General features: G+C 55.1%; 21 protein-coding genes. 12 read left to right on the top strand and 9 right to left on the bottom strand.

The window, feature by feature from the left end; translation table 11 throughout:
* Positions 1-79: 79 nt before the first annotated feature.
* Positions 80-1123: a DUF1176 domain-containing protein gene (locus tag JZ655_RS15085; RefSeq protein WP_207292183.1), complete on the top strand. Its 1044-nt coding sequence runs from the start codon at positions 80-82 to the stop codon at positions 1121-1123.
* Here the strand turns inward: JZ655_RS15085 and tkt are convergent.
* Both tkt and tal read right to left on the bottom strand, forming a co-directional pair.
* On the bottom strand, positions 1120-3108 hold the full coding sequence (tkt, locus tag JZ655_RS15080; RefSeq protein WP_040074571.1) for a transketolase: 1989 nt from the start codon (positions 3106-3108) through the stop codon (positions 1120-1122). The genes JZ655_RS15085 and tkt overlap by 4 nt on opposite strands.
* A gap of 19 nt (positions 3109-3127) precedes the next feature.
* Positions 3128-4078: a transaldolase gene (gene tal / locus JZ655_RS15075; RefSeq protein ID WP_207292182.1), complete on the bottom strand. Its 951-nt coding sequence runs from the start codon at positions 4076-4078 to the stop codon at positions 3128-3130.
* A gap of 292 nt (positions 4079-4370) precedes the next feature.
* Between tal and maeB the strand changes: the two genes are divergently transcribed.
* On the top strand, positions 4371-6650 hold the full coding sequence (maeB, locus tag JZ655_RS15070) for an NADP-dependent oxaloacetate-decarboxylating malate dehydrogenase (RefSeq protein ID WP_046884638.1): 2280 nt from the start codon (positions 4371-4373) through the stop codon (positions 6648-6650).
* Between the two features lie 201 nt (positions 6651-6851).
* Here the strand turns inward: maeB and hemF are convergent, their stop codons facing one another.
* Together hemF and amiA are read right to left on the bottom strand one after the other, a co-directional pair.
* The gene (hemF, locus tag JZ655_RS15065) at positions 6852-7751 is read right to left on the bottom strand and encodes an oxygen-dependent coproporphyrinogen oxidase (RefSeq protein WP_207292181.1); all 900 of its coding nucleotides are present in this window, start codon (positions 7749-7751) and stop codon (positions 6852-6854) included.
* The gene (amiA, locus tag JZ655_RS15060; protein ID WP_046884640.1) at positions 7751-8623 is read right to left on the bottom strand and encodes an N-acetylmuramoyl-L-alanine amidase AmiA; all 873 of its coding nucleotides are present in this window, start codon (positions 8621-8623) and stop codon (positions 7751-7753) included. Before amiA ends, hemF begins: the two co-directional genes overlap by 1 nt.
* A 213-nt stretch (positions 8624-8836) precedes the next feature.
* Between amiA and JZ655_RS15055 the strand changes: the two genes are divergently transcribed.
* The 10 genes from JZ655_RS15055 to pdxK all read left to right on the top strand — a co-directional run bounded on the left by JZ655_RS15055 (position 8837) and on the right by pdxK (position 17130).
* Positions 8837-9262, top strand: coding sequence for a GNAT family acetyltransferase (locus JZ655_RS15055; protein WP_040074576.1), 426 nt, complete (start codon positions 8837-8839; stop codon positions 9260-9262).
* The gene (locus tag JZ655_RS15050) at positions 9249-9698 is read left to right on the top strand and encodes a DUF2919 domain-containing protein (protein WP_207292180.1); all 450 of its coding nucleotides are present in this window, start codon (positions 9249-9251) and stop codon (positions 9696-9698) included. The genes JZ655_RS15055 and JZ655_RS15050 overlap by 14 nt, the downstream gene beginning before the upstream one ends.
* Positions 9699-9760: 62 nt before the next feature.
* On the top strand, positions 9761-10336 hold the full coding sequence (locus tag JZ655_RS15045; protein ID WP_040074578.1) for an RpoE-regulated lipoprotein: 576 nt from the start codon (positions 9761-9763) through the stop codon (positions 10334-10336).
* 93 nt (positions 10337-10429) lie between these two features.
* Entirely contained in the window at positions 10430-11329 is a 900-nt protein-coding gene (locus tag JZ655_RS15040; protein WP_040074579.1) for a Dyp-type peroxidase, read from the top strand.
* Positions 11330-11500: 171 nt separating this feature from the next.
* Positions 11501-12517, top strand: a complete 1017-nt coding sequence (gene cysP, locus JZ655_RS15035; protein WP_040074580.1) for a thiosulfate/sulfate ABC transporter substrate-binding protein CysP — start codon at positions 11501-11503, stop codon at positions 12515-12517.
* A complete protein-coding gene (gene cysT, locus JZ655_RS15030) occupies positions 12517-13350 on the top strand; it encodes a sulfate/thiosulfate ABC transporter permease CysT (protein ID WP_040074581.1) in 834 nt (277 codons plus the stop codon). The genes cysP and cysT overlap by 1 nt, the downstream gene beginning before the upstream one ends.
* Positions 13350-14225 carry a sulfate/thiosulfate ABC transporter permease CysW gene (gene cysW, locus JZ655_RS15025; RefSeq protein WP_046884643.1) on the top strand — a complete coding sequence of 292 codons (876 nt, stop codon included), beginning with the start codon at positions 13350-13352 and terminating at the stop codon, positions 14223-14225. The genes cysT and cysW overlap by 1 nt, the downstream gene beginning before the upstream one ends.
* Complete coding sequence (gene cysA, locus JZ655_RS15020) at positions 14215-15309, top strand: sulfate/thiosulfate ABC transporter ATP-binding protein CysA (protein WP_040074583.1); 1095 nt, start codon at positions 14215-14217, stop codon at positions 15307-15309. The genes cysW and cysA overlap by 11 nt, the downstream gene beginning before the upstream one ends.
* Positions 15310-15376: 67 nt before the next feature.
* A complete protein-coding gene (gene cysM, locus JZ655_RS15015; protein WP_040074584.1) occupies positions 15377-16288 on the top strand; it encodes a cysteine synthase CysM in 912 nt (303 codons plus the stop codon).
* Between the two features lie 5 nt (positions 16289-16293).
* Positions 16294-17130 carry a pyridoxine/pyridoxal/pyridoxamine kinase gene (gene pdxK, locus JZ655_RS15010; RefSeq protein ID WP_040074585.1) on the top strand — a complete coding sequence of 279 codons (837 nt, stop codon included), beginning with the start codon at positions 16294-16296 and terminating at the stop codon, positions 17128-17130.
* Between the two features lie 44 nt (positions 17131-17174).
* On the opposite strand, the gene crr is transcribed toward pdxK, so the two are convergent.
* From crr to cysZ, 5 genes are all read right to left on the bottom strand, one after another.
* Positions 17175-17684 carry a PTS glucose transporter subunit IIA gene (crr, locus tag JZ655_RS15005; protein ID WP_003861316.1) on the bottom strand — a complete coding sequence of 170 codons (510 nt, stop codon included), beginning with the start codon at positions 17682-17684 and terminating at the stop codon, positions 17175-17177.
* Positions 17685-17724: 40 nt separating this feature from the next.
* Positions 17725-19452 (bottom strand): phosphoenolpyruvate-protein phosphotransferase PtsI, encoded by a 1728-nt coding sequence (gene ptsI, locus JZ655_RS15000; protein ID WP_040074587.1) that lies wholly within the window; start codon positions 19450-19452, stop codon positions 17725-17727.
* A gap of 44 nt (positions 19453-19496) precedes the next feature.
* Positions 19497-19754, bottom strand: a complete 258-nt coding sequence (gene ptsH, locus JZ655_RS14995) for a phosphocarrier protein Hpr (protein WP_000487600.1) — start codon at positions 19752-19754, stop codon at positions 19497-19499.
* A gap of 379 nt (positions 19755-20133) precedes the next feature.
* A complete protein-coding gene (cysK, locus tag JZ655_RS14990) occupies positions 20134-21105 on the bottom strand; it encodes a cysteine synthase A (RefSeq protein WP_046884645.1) in 972 nt (323 codons plus the stop codon).
* Positions 21106-21258: 153 nt separating this feature from the next.
* Positions 21259-22020: a sulfate transporter CysZ gene (gene cysZ, locus JZ655_RS14985; RefSeq protein ID WP_207292179.1), complete on the bottom strand. Its 762-nt coding sequence runs from the start codon at positions 22018-22020 to the stop codon at positions 21259-21261.
* Positions 22021-22248: the final 228 nt, after the last annotated feature.

Genomic DNA, 22248 nt, shown 5'->3' with positions numbered 1-22248 from the left:
TAAATCCGATTGAGCCATCCCGGTTTGCGCAGGAAGATACGGCCAGTTTTTGAGTCATGCTTCCGGGATCGTGCCATACATGCGTCACTGCTATTTATTTATCTTTATGCTCACTATGCTGCCGGCACTTTATGTGCAGGCGGCCCCCGCGCAGCGAGCTTTTTCTGACTGGCAGGTGACCTGCAACAATCAGAATTTTTGCATTGCGCGCAATATTAACGAGCATAAAGGGCTGGTGATGACCCTGAGTCGTAGCGCCGGTGCCAAAACCGATGCGGTCCTGCGCATTGAACTCGGCGGGCTGGCGACCCCTTCTGCCGGCGAGCCGGCGATCGCCCCCCGTTTACTCCTCGACGGCGAACCGTTAGCGCTCGATACCCGGCACTGGCAAATCTCCCCCTGGCGTTTATCAACTGACGATACCGCCACTATTAATGCGTTCCTGGCCACCATTCAGGAAAAGCATATGATCGCCCTGAACCGGGGCAAGCAAGAGATCTCCCTCGATGGCCTGAAGGCCACGCTGTTGTTTATCGACAGCCAGCAAAAGCGTGTGGGCAGTGAAACCGCCTGGATTAAAAAGGGCGACGATCCGCCGCTCAGCGTGCCACCCGCACCGGCGCTGAAAGAGGTAGCGGTAATTAATCCAACGCCTACGCCCCTGACGCGCCAGGAGCGCAGCGATTTAATTGATTACGGTACCTGGCGAATGAATAACAGCCAGTGCTCGCTCGATCCGGCGCGCCGGGAGGTACGGGTAACGGCCCTGACCGATGATAAAGCGTTGATGATGATTAGCTGTGAAGCGGGGGCCTACAATACCGTAGATCTGGCGTGGCTGGTTTCGCGTAAAAAACCCTTTGCCGCACGGCCTGTCCGCCTGCGTCTGCCGTTTGTTGCCGCAAGTGAGAGCAGTGATATGGAGCTGATGAATGCAGGATTCGATGAAAAAAACCGCGAGCTAACCACTCTGGCGTTAGGGCGGGGCATTGCCGATTGTGGCATCCAGACGCGCTGGCGTTTTAATGGCCAGCGCTTTCGTCTGGTGCGGTATGCTGAAGAGCCAAGCTGCGATAACTGGCATGGGCCAGATGCCTGGCCCACCTTGTGGATCACCCGTTAAAGCAGGTTCTGCGCTTTTTCCACCACGTTTTCGACCGTAAAGCCGAAGTACGGGAAGAGCTTATCGGCAGGGGCCGATTCGCCGTATCCCCGCATGCCGACAATCGCCCCCTTCAGGCCGACATATTTATACCAGTAGTCGGCAATTCCGGCCTCGACCGCCACGCGGGCGCTCACATCTGAAGGCAGCACCGACTCACGGTATTCCTCATCCTGGGCATCAAAAATGTCCGTCGAAGGCAGAGAAACTACACGTACCGCATGACCTTCAGCGGTAAGTTTTTCTGCCGCCTTCACGGTGATCTCCACTTCCGAGCCGGTGGCAATCAGGATCACGTCCGGCTTGCCGCCGCTGTCTTTCAGGATGTAGCCACCGCGGGCGATGTTTTTGACCTGCTCCGGCGTACGTTCAATCTGCGCCAGATTCTGACGCGACAGGATCAGCGCCGTCGGGCCGTTATGGCGCTCTATGGCCAGCTTCCAGCCCACTGCGGCCTCGACCTGATCGCAAGGACGCCAGGTGCTAAAGTTTGGCGTCAGGCGCAGGCTCGCCAGCTGTTCCACCGCCTGGTGGGTCGGCCCATCTTCCCCCAGCCCGATGGAGTCGTGGGTATACACCATGATCTGTCGCGCTTTCATCAGTGCCGCCATGCGCGCGGCATTACGCGCATACTCCACAAACATCAGGAAGGTCGCGGTATAAGGCACAAAGCCGCCGTGATGGGCTATACCGTTGGCGATGGCGGTCATGCCGAACTCACGTACACCGTAGTGGATGTAGTTACCGGCCTGGTCCTCTTTAATCGATGTCGACCCCGACCAGATGGTGAGGTTGCTGGGCGCCAGGTCTGCGGAACCGCCAAGCAGCTCGGGCAGAATCGGCCCCAGTGCGTTAAGGGTGTTTTGCGACGCCTTACGGGTAGCGATTTTCGCCGGATTAGCTTGCAACTCCTCAATCAGTGCCTGAGTCTTCTCTTCCCAGGCTTCTGGCATACCGCCGCTCATCCGGCGGGTAAACTCGGCGGCCAGCTCCGGATGCGCGTTTTTATACGCGGCAAATTTTTCATTCCACGAGGCCTGGATTTTACTCCCCTTGTCGCGGGCATCCCAGGCGCTATAGATCTCCTTCGGGATCTCAAAGGCGGGATATTTCCAGCCCAGTTTCTGGCGGGTCAGCGCCACCTCTTCTTCACCCAGCGCCGCGCCGTGCGACTCTTCCTTGCCCGCTTTGTTCGGCGAGCCGAAGCCGATGGTGGTCCGGCAGATAATCAGGGACGGTTTGTCCTTCACGCTCTGCGCTTCCTGAATCGCTTTTTTCACCGCCTCAGGATCGTGGCCGTCAATTTCGTGAACAACGTGCCAGTGGTACGCCTCGAAGCGTTTGGCCGTATCGTCGGTGAACCAGCCTTCGGTTTCGCCATCAATGGAGATGCCGTTGTGATCGTAAAAACCGATCAGTTTGCCAAGCCCCAGGGTGCCGGCCAGGGAGCAGACCTCGTGCGAGATCCCCTCCATCAGACAGCCGTCGCCCATAAAGACGTAGGTAAAGTGATCGACGATGTCATGGCCTGGTTGATTAAATTGCGCCGCCAGGGTGCGCTCTGCGATGGCCAGCCCCACGGCATTGGCCAGCCCCTGGCCCAGCGGACCGGTGGTGGTTTCAACGCCCGGCGTGTAGCCCAGCTCCGGGTGGCCTGGCGTTTTGGAGTGCAGCTGACGGAAGTTTTTCAACTCTTCCAGCGGCAGGTCGTAGCCAGAGAGGTGCAGCAGGCTATATAGCAGCATGGAGGCGTGGCCGTTAGACAAAATAAAGCGATCGCGGTCGTACCATGCCGGGTCGTTAGGATTGTGCTTCAGAAAGTCGTTCCACAGCACTTCGGCGATATCGGCCATGCCCATCGGTGCCCCCGGATGGCCGGAATTGGCTTTTTGCACGGCATCCATGCTTAGGGCGCGTATGGCGTTGGCTAACTCTTTACGGGACATAGTTCACTCCATGGCTGATTTAAAGTTTGGCGGCGAGCAGATCTTCAAGCTTGCGCTGGTCAACGGCAAACTGACGAATGCCGTCTGCCAGTTTTTCGACGGCCATTGCATCCTGGTTATGCTCCCAGCGGAATTCGGCTTCGGTCATCGCTTTCGGCTTCGGCAGCACGGTTGAGGTAGGGATCAGCTTACGCATGACGGTCTCGTCTTTGTCCTGCAGCTTTTTCAGCAGATCCGGGGAGATGGTCAGGCGGTCGCAGCCGGCCAGGGCGAGGATCTGTTCAGTGCGGCGGAAGCTGGCACCCATCACGATGGTTTCGTAGCGGTGCTGCTTGTAATAATCGTAGATATTACGTACGGATTTCACGCCGGGGTCTTGCTCAACCACGTAGGGGTCCATCGGCTCTTTTGCCTGATACCAGTCATAGATGCGCCCAACAAACGGGGAGACAAGATAGACGCCAGCCTCGGCGCAGGCACGGGCCTGGGCAAATGAGAACAGTAGCGTCAGGTTACAGTTGATTCCCTCTTTCTCCAGCTGTTCCGCCGCCCGGATCCCCTCCCAGGTCGAGGCCAGCTTGATCAAAATGCGCGACTTATCGATGCCCTGGTCTTGATAAAGCTCAACCAGACGACGGGCCTTGTTAATGCTCTTCTCTTTATCGAAGGAGAGGCGGGCATCAACCTCGGTTGAAACACGGCCGGGAATACTTTTCAGAATTTCCGCACCAATATTTACCGCCAGTTTGTCGCTGGCCTCTGCCACCTGTTGCTCTTGCGTTTTACCGCGCTGCTTACCGTAGGCGATGGCGTCGTCAATAAGATGGCTGAAATGGGTCAATCCCGCCGCCTTTAACAGCAGCGAAGGGTTGGTGGTCGCATCTTCCGGCTGGTAGCTACGGATAGATTCAATATCACCGCTGTCGGCAACGACGGTGGTAAATTGTTTAATGCCGTCTAGTTGGTTCATAAAGTATGACTCCTTGAAATCAAAAGAGTTAGTCGAGTGCGTTGGATCACACTTCTGGAAAATTCGCGACGTGCTTAACAAAAAAGCATAGCAGACGAGGAGGGTCTTGCTTTGGCGGGTGGGTAACAGGCTTGTTATAAATTGATAACAAATTTTGTTGTTTGTTGGTCAGAGTTTGGCAGCCTTCAAAGTTTGAACCGCAGCCAGCGGCGATACTATGCGGCACGCCAGGGTGTGCCTCAGGACAGAAAAACAGCACCCATTTTGAACGATACGTTAAAGGAAGGATAAGATGGACGATCAGTTGAAACAGAGTGCCCTCGATTTTCATGAATTCCCGGTTCCCGGTAAAATCCAGGTTTCCCCCACCAAACCTCTCGCCACGCAACGTGACCTGGCGCTAGCCTACTCGCCGGGCGTTGCCGCCCCTTGCCTGGAAATTGAGAAAGATCCGCTCGCTGCCTACAAATACACCGCGCGCGGCAACCTGGTGGCGGTGATTTCTAACGGTACCGCGGTGCTGGGACTTGGCAATATCGGTGCGCTGGCGGGCAAGCCGGTGATGGAAGGGAAGGGCGTTCTGTTCAAGAAATTCGCCGGTATCGACGTGTTTGATATCGAGGTCGATGAGCTCGATCCCGATAAGTTTATCAACGTGGTGGCCGCGCTGGAGCCAACCTTCGGCGGTATTAACCTCGAAGATATCAAAGCGCCAGAGTGTTTCTATATTGAGCAAAAACTGCGCGAACGGATGAATATTCCGGTGTTCCATGACGACCAGCATGGCACCGCCATTATCAGTACAGCCGCCATTCTGAACGGCCTGCGGGTGGTAGAGAAAAACATCTCTGACGTGCGTATGGTGGTATCCGGTGCCGGTGCGGCAGCCATCGCCTGTATGAACCTGCTGGTGGCGCTGGGTATGCAGAAGCACAATATTGTGGTCTGCGACTCAAAAGGGGTTATCTACAAAGATCGCGAACCCAATATGGCCGAAACCAAAGCCGCCTATGCGGTCGTGGATGACGGCAAGCGCACGCTGGATGATGTGATTGACGGCGCGGATATCTTCCTCGGCTGCTCCGGCCCGAAAGTGCTGACCCAGGAGATGGTGAAGAAGATGGCTCGTGCGCCGATGATTCTGGCGCTGGCCAACCCGGAGCCGGAAATTCTGCCGCCGCTGGCGAAAGCGGTGCGTGAAGACGCCATTATCTGTACCGGCCGTTCTGATTACCCAAACCAGGTGAACAACGTGCTCTGCTTCCCGTTCATCTTCCGCGGCGCACTGGACGTGGGTGCTACGGCAATCAACGAAGAGATGAAGCTGGCCGCCGTTCACGCCATCGCCGAACTGGCTCACGCCGAACAGAGCGAAGTGGTAGCTTCGGCCTACGGCGATCAGGATCTCAGCTTTGGTCCGGATTACATTATTCCGAAACCGTTCGACCCGCGCCTGATTGTGAAGATCGCTCCGGCAGTGGCGAAGGCAGCGATGGACTCCGGTGTAGCCATGCGTCCGATTCAGGACTTTGATGCCTACGTCGATAAACTGACCGAGTTCGTCTACAAAACGAATCTGTTTATGAAGCCTATCTTCTCCCAGGCACGCGCAGACGCGAAGCGCGTGGTGCTGGCAGAGGGTGAGGAGGCGCGCGTGCTGCATGCCACGCAGGAGTTGATCACCTTAGGTCTGGCGAAGCCGATTCTGATTGGCCGTCCGAGCGTGATTGAGATGCGTATCCAGAAACTGGGGCTGCAGATTAAACCGGGCGTGGATTTTGAGATCGTGAACAACGAATCCGATCCGCGCTTTAAAGAGTACTGGAACGAATATTACGCGATCATGAAACGTCGCGGGATCACCCAGGAGCAGGCGCAGAAAGCGGTCATCAGCAATACCACGGTGATCGGCGCGATCATGGTCCACCGCGGTGAAGCCGACGCCCTGATCTGCGGCACGGTAGGGGATTACCACGAGCACTTTACCGTGGTGCAGGAGATCTTCGGCTATCGTGAGGGTGTCCATACGGCGGGGGCGATGAATGCGCTGCTGTTGCCAAGCGGTAACACCTTTATCGCTGATACCTATGTGAATGACGATCCGACGCCGGAGCAGCTGGCTGAAATCACCGTGATGGCGGCAGAAACCGTGCGTCGTTTCGGGATCGAACCAAAGGTAGCCTTGTTGTCGCACTCAAACTTCGGATCATCAAAATCTCCGGCGGCGAGCAAGATGCGCGAGACGCTGGAACGGGTGCGCGCGCGTGCGCCTGAGCTGATGATTGATGGTGAAATGCACGGTGATGCCGCGCTGGTGGAGAGTATCCGCAATGAGCGTATGCCGGACAGCCCGCTGAAAGGCTCGGCGAACGTGCTAATTATGCCGAACGTCGAAGCGGCGCGTATCAGCTACAACCTGCTGCGTGTCTCCAGCTCTGAAGGGGTGACGGTTGGTCCCGTGCTGATGGGGGTGGCGAAGCCGGTACATGTGCTGACGCCGATCGCCTCTGTGCGTCGTATTGTGAACATGGTGGCGCTGGCGGTAGTAGAGGCGCAGACGCAGCCGCTGTAGTTTTTATTTCTTCCCCTCACCCTAACCCTCTCCCACGGGGAGAGGGGACAGACGGGAACGCCCGTTTTTTCTCTCTCCCACGGGGAGAGGGAACTGACGGGAACCCCGTTTTCTCCCTTTCCCACGGGGAGAGGGGACTGACGGGAACCCCCCGTTTTCTCCCTCTCCCTCAGGGAGAGGGCCGGGGTGAGGGGGTAAAGGCTACACCCAGTCCCGAACCCGAATAAAATTCTTCAGGGCAGCCTCCGGGCTGCCCTCTTTTGGCTCGAAATTATACTCCCAGCGCACCAGCGGCGGCATCGACATCAGAATCGACTCCGTACGCCCGCCGGTCTGCAAACCAAACAGCGTGCCGCGATCCCACACCAGATTAAACTCTACGTAACGCCCCCGGCGATAAAGCTGGAACTCACGCTCTCGTACGCCGTAATCGGTATCCTTACGCCGTTCCACAATAGGCAGATACGCGTCGGTAAAGCCGTTACCCACCGCCTGCATAAAGGCGAAAGCGGTATCAAAATCCGGCGTGTTGAGATCGTCAAAAAAGAGCCCGCCGATACCCCGTTGCTCGTCGCGGTGCTTCAGATAGAAATAGTCGTCACACCATTTTTTGTATTTGGGATACACCTCGTCACCGAAGGGCTGGCAAAGATCGCGGGCCGTACGGTGCCAGTGAACGGCATCCTCTTCAAAGCCGTAAAAAGGCGTTAAATCGAAGCCACCGCCAAACCACCATACCGGCTCGGCGCCGGGTTTTTCGGCAATAAAAAAGCGCACGTTAGCATGGCTGGTCGGTACAAAAGGGCTGTGGGGATGGACCACCAGCGAAACCCCCATCGCTTCGAAACTGCGGCCTGCCAGCTCCGGACGGTGAGCGGTGGCTGAGGCAGGCATTGTATCGCCATGTACGTGCGAGAAATTCACGCCGGCTTGCTCAAAGATACCGCCGTTACGCAGCACCCGACTGCGTCCGCCTCCGCCGCCTTCGCGCTGCCACTCATCTTCCTGAAACGCTCCGCCGTCAACTGCGGTCAATTTCTGGCAAATCTGGTCCTGCAACTGTAGCAAGAAGGTTTTAACCCGTTGCGCATTTGGTTTCATCAGCGTCTCTTCACGTGGGCTTTTTGATTATCGAACCAGTTAAAGTAACTGATTATCCCGGAGGCGATGGCGTTAGCGATCTTCTGGCGAAACGCGGTAGTGCCGAGTAAGCGCTCCTCTTCCGGGTTAGTAATAAAGGAGGTTTCCACCAGCACAGAGGGGATGGAGGGCGATTTCAGCACCACAAAGGCAGCCTGCTCGGTCCCTTTACTGTGCAGACGGTGCACGGGCCGAATCTTCTTCAGAATATGCGACCCGAGGGTCAGGCTGTTTTTGATGGTGTCGGTTTGCACCAGGTCAAACAGCACCTGCTGGAGAAGATGATCTTTATCGGTGGCTTTTTTACCGGCCACTTCATCGGCGCGGTTTTCGCGATCCGAAAGATATTTCGCCATGGCGCTACTGGCGCCGCGGTTCGAAAGGGCGAACACCGAGGCACCGGCTGCGCTCGGATTAGTAAAGCCGTCCGCATGGATAGACATAAACAGATCCGCGCCGTGCTTGTGGGCAATTTCCACCCGATCGTACAGGGGAATAAAGGTATCACCGGTGCGGGTCAGCCGTGCGTCAATGCCGTTGCTGCGTAAAATTGTCCGCACTTTTTTTGCAATCGCCAGCACGACATGTTTCTCTTTAGAGCCGTTATGGCCAATGGCACCGGTATCGATGCCGCCGTGGCCCGGATCGAGCATGACCACGCGCTTAGCGCCCGGTTTTTTAGCTTTAGGTTTACTGTGTCCGTTACTGGTTTTAAGCGTGCTCTCTTCTTTGGCCTGGGCTTTTGCAATGCCGGATAAAGTTAAGGCTGCCAGCCCCGCTTTGAGAACCTGACGACGCGATGTGAGTGTTTTTAATGGTTTGAATGTGCTCATGCGGCCTGAATTGTAAAAAATGGGGGTCCTGGTGTTATATCGTATCGTCTTTCGCGTTACGACAGTCCTTGCTAATAATTGTTTTACTTTTCATTTCAATACGTGACAGAGTGACATTATGCCAAATTTTGGTGAGATTTTCCCCGAATATTGGCTAAACGCGGCGTTCGGGCGATAATCACTGTTTTTGAACCTAAAAAGGCGGCTAATACCATGGAGATACGCGTTTTTCGCCAGGCAGATTTCGAAGAGGTCATCACCCTGTGGGAGCGTTGCGATCTTCTGCGCCCCTGGAATGATCCGGAAATGGATATTGAACGTAAGCTTAATCATGACGTCAGTCTGTTCCTGGTGGCGGAAGTGAATGGCGAAGTGGTTGGCTCGGTGATGGGCGGTTACGATGGCCATCGCGGCTCAGCCTACTATCTTGGTGTGCATCCGGAGTTCCGTGGACGCGGTATTGCCAATGCGCTGCTCAACCGTCTCGAGAAGAAATTGATTGCCCGCGGCTGTCCCAAAATTCAGATCATGGTTCGCGAAGACAACGATGTGGTGCTGGGGATGTACGAACGGCTGGCTTATGAACATGCCGATGTGCTGACCCTCGGCAAGCGCCTGATAGAAGATGAAGAGTATTGAGTTTCACCCCGGCGACTACGACAGCCAGGGACGCATGCGCTTGCCGCTCTTGTTCTGGTGCGTATTGCTACTACAGGCACGCACCTGGGTGCTCTTTGTGCTGGCAGGGGCCTCACGCGATCAGGGCAACACCCTGCTAAATCTCTTTTATCCCGATCATGATAACTTCTGGCTCGGGCTATTACCGGGCGTGCCTGCGGTGCTGGCGTTTTTGCTGAGCGGACGACGCCATCTCTGGCCCCGCCTGTGGTTCGCGCTTCGTAGTTTGCTGATTGCGGCGCAGCTCATCCTGTTGGCCTGGCAGCCCTGGCTCTGGCTGCAGGGCGAACCGTTAAGCGGCATTGGAATTACGCTGGTGATTGCGGACATCGTGGCGCTGTTATGGCTGGTCACCAATCCCCGTCTGCGCGCCTGTTTCATACCTGATAAAGATTAAACGGCACTTTTTGCCGATGATGCACTCCAACAAGCGTTGAATTAACCAGAAAGGACCCTCTCATGAAATCGCTGCGTTTATTGATCTGCGCGCTCCCCGTTGTGTTGACGGGTTGTTCCACTCTCTCGTCGGTTAACTGGTCTGCGGCTTATCCCTGGAACTGGTTTGGCGCCTCCACCGAGGTTACCGAGGAGGGGGTAGGCAATATCACCTCCGCCACGCCGATGGAGCAGGAGGCGATCGCCTCAGCGCTGAGCAGCGATTATCGCCTGCGTAGCGGGATGAAAACCGAAAATGGCAATATCGTGCGTTATTACGAAGCGCTGAAAGATGACAAGCTGGCGCTGGTCATCAGCGGTGATAATAGTGCGGTAAAACGCGTTGAAGTTCTGGATAGCGAGATTGAAACCGACAGTGGGGTCAAAATCGGCACGCCGTTCAGTGACCTGTATCAGAAAGCATTCGGAAACTGTACCAGCGCCGTGGTAGAGGAAGGCGTTGGGGTTGAGTGTAAAGCGAAAGAGAGCCAGCACATCCGTTATCTGTTTAGCGGCAGCTGGAGCGGCCCGGAAGGGTTAATGCCTTCTGACGATACCCTGAAGAGCTGGAAAGTCAGCAAAATTATCTGGCAGCAGTAAATTGCGTCTGGACAATCTGCCTTGCTGAAAAAGCGGGTATAATCGCCGCCAACAATGCCACGCTGACGTGGCATCTTTTTTTCAGGAGGAGCGATGTCTCAGGTTCAGAGTGGCATTTTGCCAGAACATTGCCGCGCGGCGATTTGGATGGAAGCCAATATTAAAGGGGATGTCGATGCCCTGCGTGCGGCCAGCAAAATTTTTATCGATAAACTGGCCACTTTCCAGGCCGCATTTCCCGAGGCACACCTGGGCGCGGTCGTTGCTTTCGGAAACAACGTCTGGCGTCAGCTGAGCGGCGGTGAGGGGGCAGAAGAGCTGAAAGACTTCATCCCTTACGGGAAAGGTCTGGCACCGGCTACCCAGTATGACGTGTTGATTCATATTCTTTCCCTGCGCCATGACGTGAATTTTTCTGTTGCCCAGGCGGCGCTGGAAGCCTTTGGCGACAGCATCGAGGTGCAGGACGAGGTCCATGGTTTCCGCTGGGTTGAAGAGCGCGATCTGAGCGGCTTTGTCGACGGTACCGAAAACCCAGCCGGGGAAGAGACGCGCCGCGACGTGGCGGTCATTAAAGAGGGCGTGGATGCGGGCGGCAGTTATGTATTCGTTCAGCGCTGGGAGCATAACCTGAAGCAGCTTAACCGCATGAGCGTGCATGACCAGGAGATGATGATTGGCCGTACCAAACAGGCCAATGAAGAGATCGACGGCGACGATCGCCCGGTGACCTCTCACCTGACCCGCGTCGATCTGAAAGAAGACGGCAAAGGGCTGAAGATTGTGCGCCAGAGCCTGCCCTATGGCACGGCGAGCGGCACGCATGGCCTTTACTTCTGTGCCTACTGCGCGCGTCTCTATAACATTGAGCAGCAGCTGCTGAGTATGTTTGGTGATACCGACGGTAAACGCGACGCGATGCTGCGCTTCACCAAACCGGTGACCGGTGGTTACTATTTCGCCCCGTCCGTCGAGCGTCTGCTGGCGTTATAAAAGCCTTCCTCCCTCTCCCGCGGGAGAGGGCTGGGGTGCGGGCTTCAGGCCGCACCCTTATTCTCTTTTCTACTTGTAAATCACCAAACGGTATATAAAACCGTTACTCCTTTCGTACTCGTTATAAATATTATGACCATAAGATAGTCATCACATTTATAAGGGTGCTCAATGGCCGTTACGTTACTGAAAAAAGGATATCTGACGCTGGCTGCTTCCGTGCTGCTGGTGGCGCAGGCGCAGGCAACTGAGCTGCTTAACAGCTCCTATGACGTCTCCCGCGAGCTGTTTGCCGCCCTTAACCCGCCGTTTGAACAGCAGTGGGCGAAAGAGAACAACGGAGACAAGCTGACCATTAAGCAATCCCACGCGGGCTCTTCCAAGCAAGCGCTGGCTATCCTGCAGGGTCTGAAGGCGGATGTAGTGACCTACAACCAGGTGACGGACGTGCAGATCCTGCATGACAAGGGCAAGCTGATCCCGGCCGACTGGCAAAGCCGCCTGCCCAATAACAGCTCACCGTTCTACTCCACCATGGGCTTCCTGGTGCGTAAGGGCAACCCGAAAAATATTCACGACTGGAACGATCTGGTACGTTCTGACGTGAAACTGATCTTCCCGAATCCTAAAACCTCCGGTAACGCGCGCTACACCTATCTGGCGGCCTGGGGGGCGGCAGATAACGCTGACGGTGGCGATAAAGCCAAAACCGAGCAGTTCATGACCCAGTTCCTGAAAAACGTTGAAGTGTTCGATACCGGCGGACGTGGCGCGACCACAACCTTTGCCGAACGTGGCCTGGGCGATGTGTTGATCAGCTTTGAATCGGAAGTGAACAACATCCGTAAGCAGTATGAAGCTCAGGGCTTTGAGGTCGTGATTCCGAAGACCAATATTCTGGCGGAATTCCCGGTGGCGTGGGTAGACAAAAACGTCGAGGCCAACGGCACTGAGAAAGCGGCGAAAGCGTACCTGAACTGGCTCTACAGCCCACAGGCGCAAACCATCATCACCGATTACTACTACCGTGTGAATAACCCGGAAGTCATGGACAAACTGAAAGACAAATTCCCGCAGACGCAGCTGTTCCGTGTGGAAGAGAAGTTTGGCTCCTGGCCTGAGGTGATGAAAACGCACTTCACCAGCGGCGGCGAGTTAGACAAATTGCTGGCGGCGGGGCGTAAGTAATGTTTGCAGTCTCCTCCAGACGCGTGCTGCCGGGCTTTACTTTAAGCCTTGGGACCAGCCTGCTGTTCGTCTGTCTGATTTTATTATTACCGCTTAGCGCGCTGGCCATGCAGCTCTCCGAAATGAGCTGGGCCCAGTACTGGGAAGTGATTACTAACCCGCAGGTGGTGGCGGCTTACAAAGTGACGCTGCTCTCTGCGTTTGTCGCCTCCATTTTTAACGGCGTGTTCGGCCTGCTGATGGCGTGGATCTTAACCCGCTATCGTTTTCCGGGGCGTACGCTGCTGGATGCGCTGATGGATTTACCCTTTGCGCTGCCCACGGCGGTGGCCGGCCTGACGCTGGCCTCGCTGTTCTCGGTGAACGGTTTTTACGGCGAGTGGCTGGCAAAGTTTGATATCAAAGTGACGTATACCTGGCTCGGCATCGCGGTGGCCATGGCGTTTACCAGCATTCCTTTCGTGGTACGTACCGTACAGCCGGTGCTGGAAGAGTTAGGGCCGGAGTATGAAGAAGCGGCGGAGACGCTGGGCGCGACGCGCTGGCAGAGTTTTCGCAAAGTCGTACTGCCAGAGCTCTCTCCTGCGCTGCTGGCGGGCGTAGCGCTCTCCTTTACCCGAAGCCTGGGAGAATTTGGCGCGGTAATCTTTATTGCCGGCAACATCGCCTGGAAGACCGAAGTCACCTCGCTGATGATTTTTGTTCGCTTACAGGAGTTCGATTACCCGGCGGCGAGCGCCATCGCCTCGGTGATCCTCGCGGCTTCGCTGCTGCTGCTGTTCTCAATTAACACTCTGCAAAGTCGCTTTGGGCGACGTGTGGTAGGTCACTGATGGCGGAAGTTACACAATTGAAGCGCTACGACGCACCCCGCATCAACTGGGGTAAATGGTTTTTGATTGGTACCGGGGCGGTGGTGTCTGTCTTTATCCTCGTGGTGCCAATGGTCTATATCTTTGTGCAGGCCTTCAGCAAGGGGATTATGCCCGCGCTGCAAAACCTCGCCGACCCGGACATGCTGCACGCCATCTGGCTGACGGTGATGATCGCGTTGATCACGGTTCCGGTAAATCTGGTGTTTGGCATCCTGCTGGCATGGCTGGTCACGCGCTTTAACTTCCCGGGCCGTCAGCTGCTGCTGACCTTACTGGATATCCCGTTTGCCGTTTCGCCGGTGGTGGCGGGCCTGGTGTACCTGCTCTTTTACGGCTCCAACGGCCCGCTGGGCGAATGGCTGGATGAGCACAACCTGCAGATTATGTTCTCCTGGCCGGGAATGGTGCTGGTGACCATATTTGTGACCTGTCCGTTTGTTGTCCGTGAGCTGGTGCCGGTGATGTTAAGCCAGGGCAGCCATGAAGATGAAGCCGCGGTGTTGCTGGGCGCATCCGGCTGGCAAATGTTCCGCCGAGTCACCTTGCCGAATATTCGCTGGGCATTGCTCTATGGCGTGGTACTGACCAACGCCCGCGCTATTGGTGAGTTTGGCGCTGTGTCGGTGGTCTCCGGCTCGATTCGCGGTGAAACACTGTCGCTGCCGTTACAGATTGAATTGCTGGAGCAGGACTATAACACCGTCGGCTCCTTTACCGCCGCAGCCCTGCTGACGCTGATGGCGATTTTGACCCTGTTTTTAAAGAGTGTGGTGCAGTGGCGTTTAGAAAATCAGGAAAAACGCCAGCATCAGGAGGGAAATCATGAGCATTGAGATTGCCAATATTAAGAAGTCTTTTGGTCGCACCCAGGTGCTGAACGATATCTCGCTGGATATCCCTTCCGGACAAATGGTCGCGCTGCTGGGGCCGTCCGGCTCTGGTAAAACCACGCTGCTGCGCATCATCGCCGGGCTTGAGCACCAGACCAGCGGACATATCCGCTTCCACGGTACCGACGTGAGCCGCCTGCATGCCCGCGACCGTAAGGTGGGTTTTGTGTTCCAGCACTATGCGCTGTTCCGCCATATGACGGTGTTCGATAACATCGCCTTCGGCCTGACCGTGCTGCCGCGCCGCGAACGTCCCAATGCGGCAGCCATCAAAGCGAAAGTAACCAAACTGCTGGAGATGGTGCAGCTCGCCCATCTGGCGGATCGTTTTCCCGCTCAGCTTTCCGGCGGGCAGAAGCAGCGCGTGGCGCTGGCACGTGCGCTGGCCGTTGAACCGCAAATCCTGCTGCTGGATGAACCTTTTGGCGCACTGGACGCACAGGTGCGTAAAGAGCTGCGTCGCTGGCTGCGTCAACTGCATGAAGAGCTGCAGTTCACCAGCGTGTTCGTTACCCACGATCAGGAAGAGGCGATGGAAGTGGCCGACCGGGTAGTGGTGATGAGCCAGGGGAACATTGAACAGGTAGACGAACCAGAGCAGCTCTGGCGTGAACCGGCGACCCGTTTCGTGCTGGAGTTTATGGGCGAAGTCAACCGCCTGCATGGTACCGTTCGCGGCGGGCAGTTTCACGTCGGCGCGCACCGCTGGCCGCTGGGTTATACCCCCGCGCACCAGGGGCCGGTGGATCTGTTCCTGCGTCCGTGGGAAGTGGATGTCAGTCGCCGTACCAGCCTCGACTCCCCGCTGCCGGTGCAGGTACTGGAGGCCAGCCCGAAAGGACACTATACCCAACTGGTTGTACAACCGCTGGGCTGGTACACCGATCCCCTGACGGTAGTCATGCGCGATGAAACCCCGCCACATCGCGGTGAGCGCTTGTTTGTCGGGCTACAGCATGCCCGTATCTATCACGGGAAAGCGCGTATCGAAACGCGTGGGGATCTTGCTCTGGCCGAATCTGCCTGATAGGTTAATCAGTATGTTTATCGCCCGGTGGCGCTGCGCTAGCCGGGCTTTTTATTGAGCAAAAATCGTGAACACATTAGAGCAAACCATCGGCAACACTCCTCTGGTCAGGCTTCAGCGCATGGGGCCAGCCAATGGCAGCGAAGTCTGGGTCAAACTGGAAGGCAACAATCCTGCGGGTTCGGTGAAAGACAGAGCTGCGCTGTCGATGATTGTGCAGGCCGAGTTGCGGGGCGAGATTAAGCCCGGCGACGTGCTGATTGAAGCGACCAGCGGCAACACCGGCATTGCGCTGGCGATGATCGCTGCCCTGAAAGGTTATCGCATGAAACTGCTGATGCCCGACAACATGAGCCAGGAGCGACGAGCTGCCATGCGGGCCTACGGCGCCGAGCTCATTCTGGTCACGAAGGAACAGGGGATGGAAGGGGCACGCGACCTGGCCCTTGAGATGGCCAGTCGGGGCGAGGGTAAGCTGCTGGATCAATTCAATAATCCGGATAACCCGTATGCGCATTACACCACCACTGGGCCGGAAATCTGGCAGCAGACCGGGGGGCGGATCACCCATTTTGTCTCCAGTATGGGCACCACCGGAACCATTACCGGCGTGTCGCGCTTTCTGCGCGAGCAGCCCAGCGCGGTCACGATAGTTGGCTTACAGCCGGAAGAGGGGAGCAGTATCCCGGGCATTCGTCGCTGGCCGCAGGCATATATGCCGGGCATTTATAATGCACAACTGGTGGATCAGGTACTGGATATTCATCAGCGCGAGGCGGAAAATACAATGCGTGAGCTGGCCATGCGCGAAGGTATCTTCTGTGGCGTCAGTTCGGGCGGCGCAGTAGCCGGTGCGTTGCGTGTCGCCGCGCAACATCCGGGCGCGGTCGTAGTGGCGATTATCTGCGATCGTGGCGATCGTTATCTTTCTACGGGCGTCTTTGGTGAAGAGAGTTATTCGCAGGGTGCGGGGATTTAAGCCTCATGGAGATGATTTTATTTCGGGATAAAACCCGGGCGCAGCAGAGCGATATCGTGGCGGTACAGTCTCAGGTCGTTTATGGCAGCGTGGGTAACAGCGTTGCGGTGCCAAACATTCGCCGCCATCAGCTTACCGTCACCGCCGTTCCTACGGTGCTTTTCAGTAATACGCCACACTATGACACCTTCTACGGCGGCGTCATTCCTGACGAGTGGTTTGTCGGCTATCTGCAGGCGCTGGAAGAGCGTGACGTCCTGCGTGAACTGAAGGCAGTGACCACGGGCTATATGGGGAGCGCCAGCCAGATTGCGCTGTTGGCCAAATGGCTGAGCGCGATTAAAGCCAGCCATCCCGAACTGCTGGTGCTGGTCGATCCGGTGATCGGCGATGTGGATAGCGGGATGTACGTTAAGCCCGAGATCCCTGAAGCCTACCGCCAGTATCTGCTGCCGTTAGCGCAGGGCATTACGCCCAACGTTTTCGAACTGGAAGTGCTGAGCGGCCAGTCCTGTCGTACGCCGGAGAGCGCAATTGCGGCGGCGAAAAGTCTGCTCAGCGAGACGCTGAAGTGGGTCGCCATCACCAGCGCACCCGTTGCGGCGGATCCCGACCACATTCACGTGGTGCTGGTGACGGCCGGGGGCGTTAGCGTGAGCGCGCATCCGCGCGTGCAGGCCGATCTGAAAGGGACGGGCGATCTGTTCTGCTCAGAGTTGGTAAGCGGTATCGTACGAGGCAAGCCGGTAGCTGAGGCGATAGCACTGGCCGGTAATCGGGTGACTGAAGTGATGGACTATACCCTGCAAAAGGGCTACGACGAGCTTATTCTCCCAGCGTAGAAACAAAAATGGCGCCCGAAGGCGCCATTTTTCTGTGTGGCAAATTACTTCTTGATGCGGATAACCGGGGTTTCGCCCACGGTGACGCTGCCAGACAGTTTGATCAGTTCTTTGATTTCGTCCATGTTGGAGATCACAACCGGCGTCAGGGTAGACTTGGCTTTCTCTTCCAGCAATGGCAGATCGAATTCAATGACCGGGTCGCCTACTTTCACACGCTGACCTTCTTCAGCGATGCGCTTGAAGCCTTCGCCTTTCAGTTCGACGGTGTCGATACCGAAGTGTACGAACAGTTCAATACCGCTATCAGATTCGATAGAAAACGCGTGGTTGGTTTCAAAAATCTTACCGATAGTACCGTCAACCGGTGCAACCATTTTGTTACCGGTCGGTTTGATAGCAATGCCATCACCAACGATTTTCTCTGCGAACACTACATCCGGCACGTCTTCGATGTTGACGATCTCGCCGGAGAGCGGAGCAACAATCTCAATAGTTCCGGAGTCTTTTTTATCATCAGAAACCAGAGATTTCAGTTTATCGAACAAACCCATGATCTTCTCCTAAGCAGTAATTTGGGCCGCATCTCGTGGATTAGCAGATTGTTTTTTCTTCAATGAACTTGTTAACCAGCGTCATTAACTCGTCCGTTGTCGGTTGAGCAAGAGCTTGCTCTGCTAATACCTTCGCATCTTCGAAGTTCGTGTTACGGATAATCTTCTTAATGCGCGGGATGGAAATGGCGCTCATAGAGAATTCGTCCAGACCCATACCCAGCAACAGAAGTGTAGCACGTTCGTCGCCTGCAAGCTCACCACACATGCCTGTCCATTTACCTTCAGCATGAGAAGCATCAATAACTTGCTTGATAAGCGTCAGTACGGACGGCGACATTGGCTGGTAGAGATGTGAAATCATATCATTACCACGGTCAACTGCCAGGGTGTACTGCGTTAAATCATTGGTACCAATACTAAAGAAGTCGACTTCTTTGGCTAAATGACGCGCAATTGTCGCCGCTGCCGGTGTTTCCACCATCACGCCCACTTCGATTGACTCGTCAAATGCCTTACCTTCGTCACGCAGTTCCTGTTTAAAGATTTCGATCTCTTTTTTCAGGGCACGCACTTCTTCAACGGAGATGATCATCGGGAACATGATGCGCAGCTTACCGAAAGCGGAAGCACGCAGAATGGCGCGAACCTGGTCACGCAGGATCTCTTTGCGATCCATGGCAATACGCACTGCACGCCAGCCCAGGAACGGGTTCTCTTCTTTCGGGAAGTTCATGTACGGCAGCTCTTTGTCGCCACCGATGTCCATGGTACGGACAATGACCGCCTGAGAGCCACAGGCTTCAGCAACGGCTTTGTATGCGGCGAACTGCTCTTCTTCAGTAGGCAGCGCGTCACGGTCCATGAACAGGAATTCAGTACGATACAGACCCACACCTTCCGCACCGTTGCGCTCAGCGCCATCGACGTCACGGACGGTACCGATGTTAGCGCAAACTTCAACCTGGTGACCATCCAGCGTGATAGCCGGCAGATCTTTCAGCTTCGCGAGTTCGGCTTTCTCGGTAGCAACCTGCTCCTGAACGGCACGCAGTTGCTCGATCTCTTCGTTAGTTGGGTTGACGTAAACTTTGTTGTTTACGGCATCCAGAATCAGATAGTCGTTGTTTTTCACCTGAGTGGTGACGCTACCGGTGCCCACAATGGCTGGCAGCTCCAGAGAACGCGCCATAATTGAGGTGTGGGAGGTACGTCCGCCCGCATCGGTGATGAAACCCAGCACCTTGTTCAGGTTCAGCTGTGCGGTTTCAGACGGGGTGAGGTCAGCAGCAACCAGAATAACTTCGTCCTGAATGGAGCTCAGGTCGATGATTGCCAGACCCAGGATGTTGCGCAGCAGGCGCTTACCGATGTCACGTACGTCAGCCGCACGCTCTTTCAGGTACTCATCATCCAGTTCTTCCAGGGCGGTTGCCTGGCCTTCGATAACTTCATGCGCAGCCGCGTCGGCCGTCATGCCCTTATCTTTAATCAGGGCTATGATTTCCTGCTCCAGCTCCTCATCTTCGAGCAGCATGATATGCCCTTCGAAGATGGCTTCTTTTTCTTCGCCAAAAGTTTCACCAGCTTTTGTTTTGATCGCTTCCAGCTGCGCAGATGCTTTTGCACGACCGCTCAGAAAACGTTCAACTTCCTGATCAACCTTGTCGGCAGAAACTTTTTTCCGGTCGATGACGATCTCGTCTTCCTTCAGCAGCAGTGCGTTGCCGAAAGCGATACCCGGGGATGCTAAAATGCCTGAAATCATAACCCTACCTTACTTGTGACTGATATTGAAAAGAACCCGGATACTTACTCGAGCTCAGCCATCAGTTTTACCAGATGCTCAACTGCTTTCTGCTCGTCTTCGCCTTCAGCGGAGATGGTTACGACGGTACCCTGAGTCAGGCCCAGAGTTTGCAGTTTAAACAGGCTTTTTGCGCTGGCGCTTTTGCCGTTGGAAGTCACAGTGATCTCAGAAGTGAAGCCTTTTGCTTCTTTAACAAACTGAGCAGCAGGGCGGGTGTGCAGACCGTTCGGAGCGGTAATGGTAACTTCTTGCTGGAACATTGTATTTCCCCAACTTATAGGTTTAGTGTTGTGGAACTAAAGTCTAGCCTGGCGGCTCCACTTTAGCCTGTATTGTTAGCACCGACTTAAGGGTACGCGGTATACGTTAGCGCATGACGTAACCTGGTGCCTGCATGTCTTGCAACTGACGCTTCGTCACATTAAACATTATGCCGTGGAAGCAAGACTTGAACCAAATCATAAAATCGATTCAGCAGCGTGATTTCGTGCGTTGATTAATTTCGCGCATCAAAATAATTGCCAGCTTAAATACCAGAGCTAACAGGGTGAAGCAATGCCGATAGAGGCAAAAGTTTGACGTGGACCACAAAAAAGCACCCATAAGGGTGCTTTTTTACGCATTATTTACATTCTGGCATTACTGTTGCAGTTCTTTCTCAGTAAAGAGATCGGCAAACAGGGCCGTACTTAAATAACGCTCACCCGAAGACGGCAGAATAACCACGATATTCTTGTTGGTAAAGGTTTCATCTTCAAGCAATTTTAACGCAGCGGCCACGGCGGCACCAGAGGAGATACCCGCCAGAATACCCTCTTCTTCCATCAGGCGGCGTGCGGTAGAAATCGCTTCGTCGTTACTGATGGCAACCACTTTATCGATAAGCTTCAAATCCAGGTTACCCGGGATGAAGCCTGCTCCAATGCCCTGAATTTTGTGCGGGCCTGGTTTTAACTCTTCACCTGCCAGTGCCTGAGCAATGACCGGGGAATCTGTTGGCTCGACGGCGACGGTAATGAGATCTTTTTTGCCCTTCGTGCCTTTAATATAACGGCTTACGCCCGTCAGCGTACCGCCGGTACCCACACCGGAGATAAACACATCGACCTGGCCGTCAGTATCTTCCCAGATTTCCGGACCGGTGGTTTTCTCGTGAATTTCCGGGTTTGCCGGGTTGCTGAACTGCTGAAGCAGCAGATATTTAGCCGGATCGCTGGCAACAATTTCTTCTGCTTTCTGGATGGCACCTTTCATCCCTTTGGCGCCTTCGGTCAGCACCAGATTCGCCCCCAGCGCTTTCAGCAGCTTGCGGCGTTCGATACTCATGGTTTCAGGCATGGTTAACGTCAGTTTATAACCACGCGCCGCGGCGACGTAGGCCAGAGCAATACCGGTGTTCCCGCTGGTTGGCTCAACCAGTTCAACGCCCGCTTTCAACACGCCACGTTTTTCCGCATCCCAAATCATGTTGGCACCGATACGGCATTTCACGCTGAAGCTCGGGTTACGTGATTCGACCTTCGCCAGGATGCGTCCATTACCGATACGGTTCAGTCGAACCAGGGGCGTATGACCGATAGTCAGCGAGTTATCTTCAAAAATCTTACTCATGGCCTGTCCTTAACTGTATGAAATTGGGATACCGACCCAGCATACCTGCTGAATAAGTATGGGGAAGTAAGGAATTCGCATATCTATATGCTACAAGGAAATAATGGGGATCAGTATGGAATAAGGAGTGATATAAGCCACTCCTTTTTGACCTTATTTCCACAAAGCATGTTTCGGACGGTAGCAGTCCACCCACATGGCAGTCGCGCCACAGACGGCGACGGGCATAATAAAGAGGTTGAGCAGCGGGATCATCGTGAAGAGGCTCGTCAGGGCACCAAACTGCATATTGGCAACCTTTTGCGAACGAAGGGCCGTGCGCATCTCTTTAAAAGGCACTTTATGGTTGTCGAAGGGGTAGTCGCAGTATTGAATCGCCAGCATCCAGGCGCTAAACAAGAACCAGAGCACCGGGGCCACGGTTTGTCCGATACCGGGGATAAAATAGAGGATCAGCAACACCACGGCACGGGGGAGGTACCAGGCGAGCTTTTGCCACTCGCGTTTCATGATGCGCGGCAGATCTTTCATGATGCCCAGGATACCGGTATCGGGCGGCGTTGCGCCGGTAAGGCGCGCTTCAAGCTGTTCGGCCAGCAGACCGTTAAACGGCGCCGCAATCCAGTTCGCCAGGGTTGAGAAAAAGTAGCCAAAGACCAGTAACACGGAAATGACTGCAATAGGCCATAACAGATAGCTCAGCCATTGCAGCCAGTCGGGTACATGACTCATCAATGATGGGATCCAGCTATCGAGCTGATGAAACAGCCACCAGAATGCGCCCCCCATCAGTAAGGTATTGATCACCAGTGGCAGGATCACAAAACGGCGGATGCCTGGCAGGGAGACCAGCTTCCAGCCCTGTGAAAAGTACCAGACGCCACTGCGAGGGGAGGTAGAATTTGATGAAACCATAACCAGGTTGAGCTCCTTTTATCGCAACCAGTGAAATTGCCTGCCTATATTAGCCAGTTGCACGCTGTTGACCAGTTCGGAAATGTTCGAAAAAACAGCAAAAAGCACGATTTAATTCATCTTTATGCGGTGAATGCTCTGCATCCACTTGCACTTGACGTAATCGGCAAATACTCTTAGTGAGTAAATGTTTGCCGTGGTGGCAAGGTGTTAGAACAACAGAGAATA

This window comes from Leclercia pneumoniae (assembly GCF_017348915.1).
Taxonomy (GTDB): Bacteria; Pseudomonadota; Gammaproteobacteria; order Enterobacterales; family Enterobacteriaceae; genus Enterobacter; species Enterobacter pneumoniae.
The sequence above is the reverse complement of the archived record's forward strand: the minus strand, read 5'-3'. Positions and strand labels throughout refer to the sequence as shown.

What these genes read in the sequence shown, in the direction of transcription:
- cysA (WP_040074583.1), top strand. Translation starts at nt 14,215, where the DNA reads ATGAGCATTGAGATTGCCAATATTAAGAAGTCTTTTGGTCGCACCCAG.
- ptsH (WP_000487600.1), bottom strand. Translation starts at nt 19,754, where the DNA reads ATGTTCCAGCAAGAAGTTACCATTACCGCTCCGAACGGTCTGCACACC.
- cysP (WP_040074580.1), top strand. Translation starts at nt 11,501, where the DNA reads ATGGCCGTTACGTTACTGAAAAAAGGATATCTGACGCTGGCTGCTTCC.
- JZ655_RS15050 (WP_207292180.1), top strand. Translation starts at nt 9,249, where the DNA reads ATGAAGAGTATTGAGTTTCACCCCGGCGACTACGACAGCCAGGGACGC.
- maeB (WP_046884638.1), top strand. Translation starts at nt 4,371, where the DNA reads ATGGACGATCAGTTGAAACAGAGTGCCCTCGATTTTCATGAATTCCCG.
- amiA (WP_046884640.1), bottom strand. Translation starts at nt 8,623, where the DNA reads ATGAGCACATTCAAACCATTAAAAACACTCACATCGCGTCGTCAGGTT.
- crr (WP_003861316.1), bottom strand. Translation starts at nt 17,684, where the DNA reads ATGGGTTTGTTCGATAAACTGAAATCTCTGGTTTCTGATGATAAAAAA.
- JZ655_RS15055 (WP_040074576.1), top strand. Translation starts at nt 8,837, where the DNA reads ATGGAGATACGCGTTTTTCGCCAGGCAGATTTCGAAGAGGTCATCACC.
- cysT (WP_040074581.1), top strand. Translation starts at nt 12,517, where the DNA reads ATGTTTGCAGTCTCCTCCAGACGCGTGCTGCCGGGCTTTACTTTAAGC.
- tkt (WP_040074571.1), bottom strand. Translation starts at nt 3,108, where the DNA reads ATGTCCCGTAAAGAGTTAGCCAACGCCATACGCGCCCTAAGCATGGAT.
- JZ655_RS15085 (WP_207292183.1), top strand. Translation starts at nt 80, where the DNA reads ATGCGTCACTGCTATTTATTTATCTTTATGCTCACTATGCTGCCGGCA.
- hemF (WP_207292181.1), bottom strand. Translation starts at nt 7,751, where the DNA reads ATGAAACCAAATGCGCAACGGGTTAAAACCTTCTTGCTACAGTTGCAG.
- tal (WP_207292182.1), bottom strand. Translation starts at nt 4,078, where the DNA reads ATGAACCAACTAGACGGCATTAAACAATTTACCACCGTCGTTGCCGAC.
- JZ655_RS15045 (WP_040074578.1), top strand. Translation starts at nt 9,761, where the DNA reads ATGAAATCGCTGCGTTTATTGATCTGCGCGCTCCCCGTTGTGTTGACG.
- ptsI (WP_040074587.1), bottom strand. Translation starts at nt 19,452, where the DNA reads ATGATTTCAGGCATTTTAGCATCCCCGGGTATCGCTTTCGGCAACGCA.
- cysK (WP_046884645.1), bottom strand. Translation starts at nt 21,105, where the DNA reads ATGAGTAAGATTTTTGAAGATAACTCGCTGACTATCGGTCATACGCCC.
- cysZ (WP_207292179.1), bottom strand. Translation starts at nt 22,020, where the DNA reads ATGGTTTCATCAAATTCTACCTCCCCTCGCAGTGGCGTCTGGTACTTT.
- cysW (WP_046884643.1), top strand. Translation starts at nt 13,350, where the DNA reads ATGGCGGAAGTTACACAATTGAAGCGCTACGACGCACCCCGCATCAAC.
- JZ655_RS15040 (WP_040074579.1), top strand. Translation starts at nt 10,430, where the DNA reads ATGTCTCAGGTTCAGAGTGGCATTTTGCCAGAACATTGCCGCGCGGCG.
- pdxK (WP_040074585.1), top strand. Translation starts at nt 16,294, where the DNA reads ATGGAGATGATTTTATTTCGGGATAAAACCCGGGCGCAGCAGAGCGAT.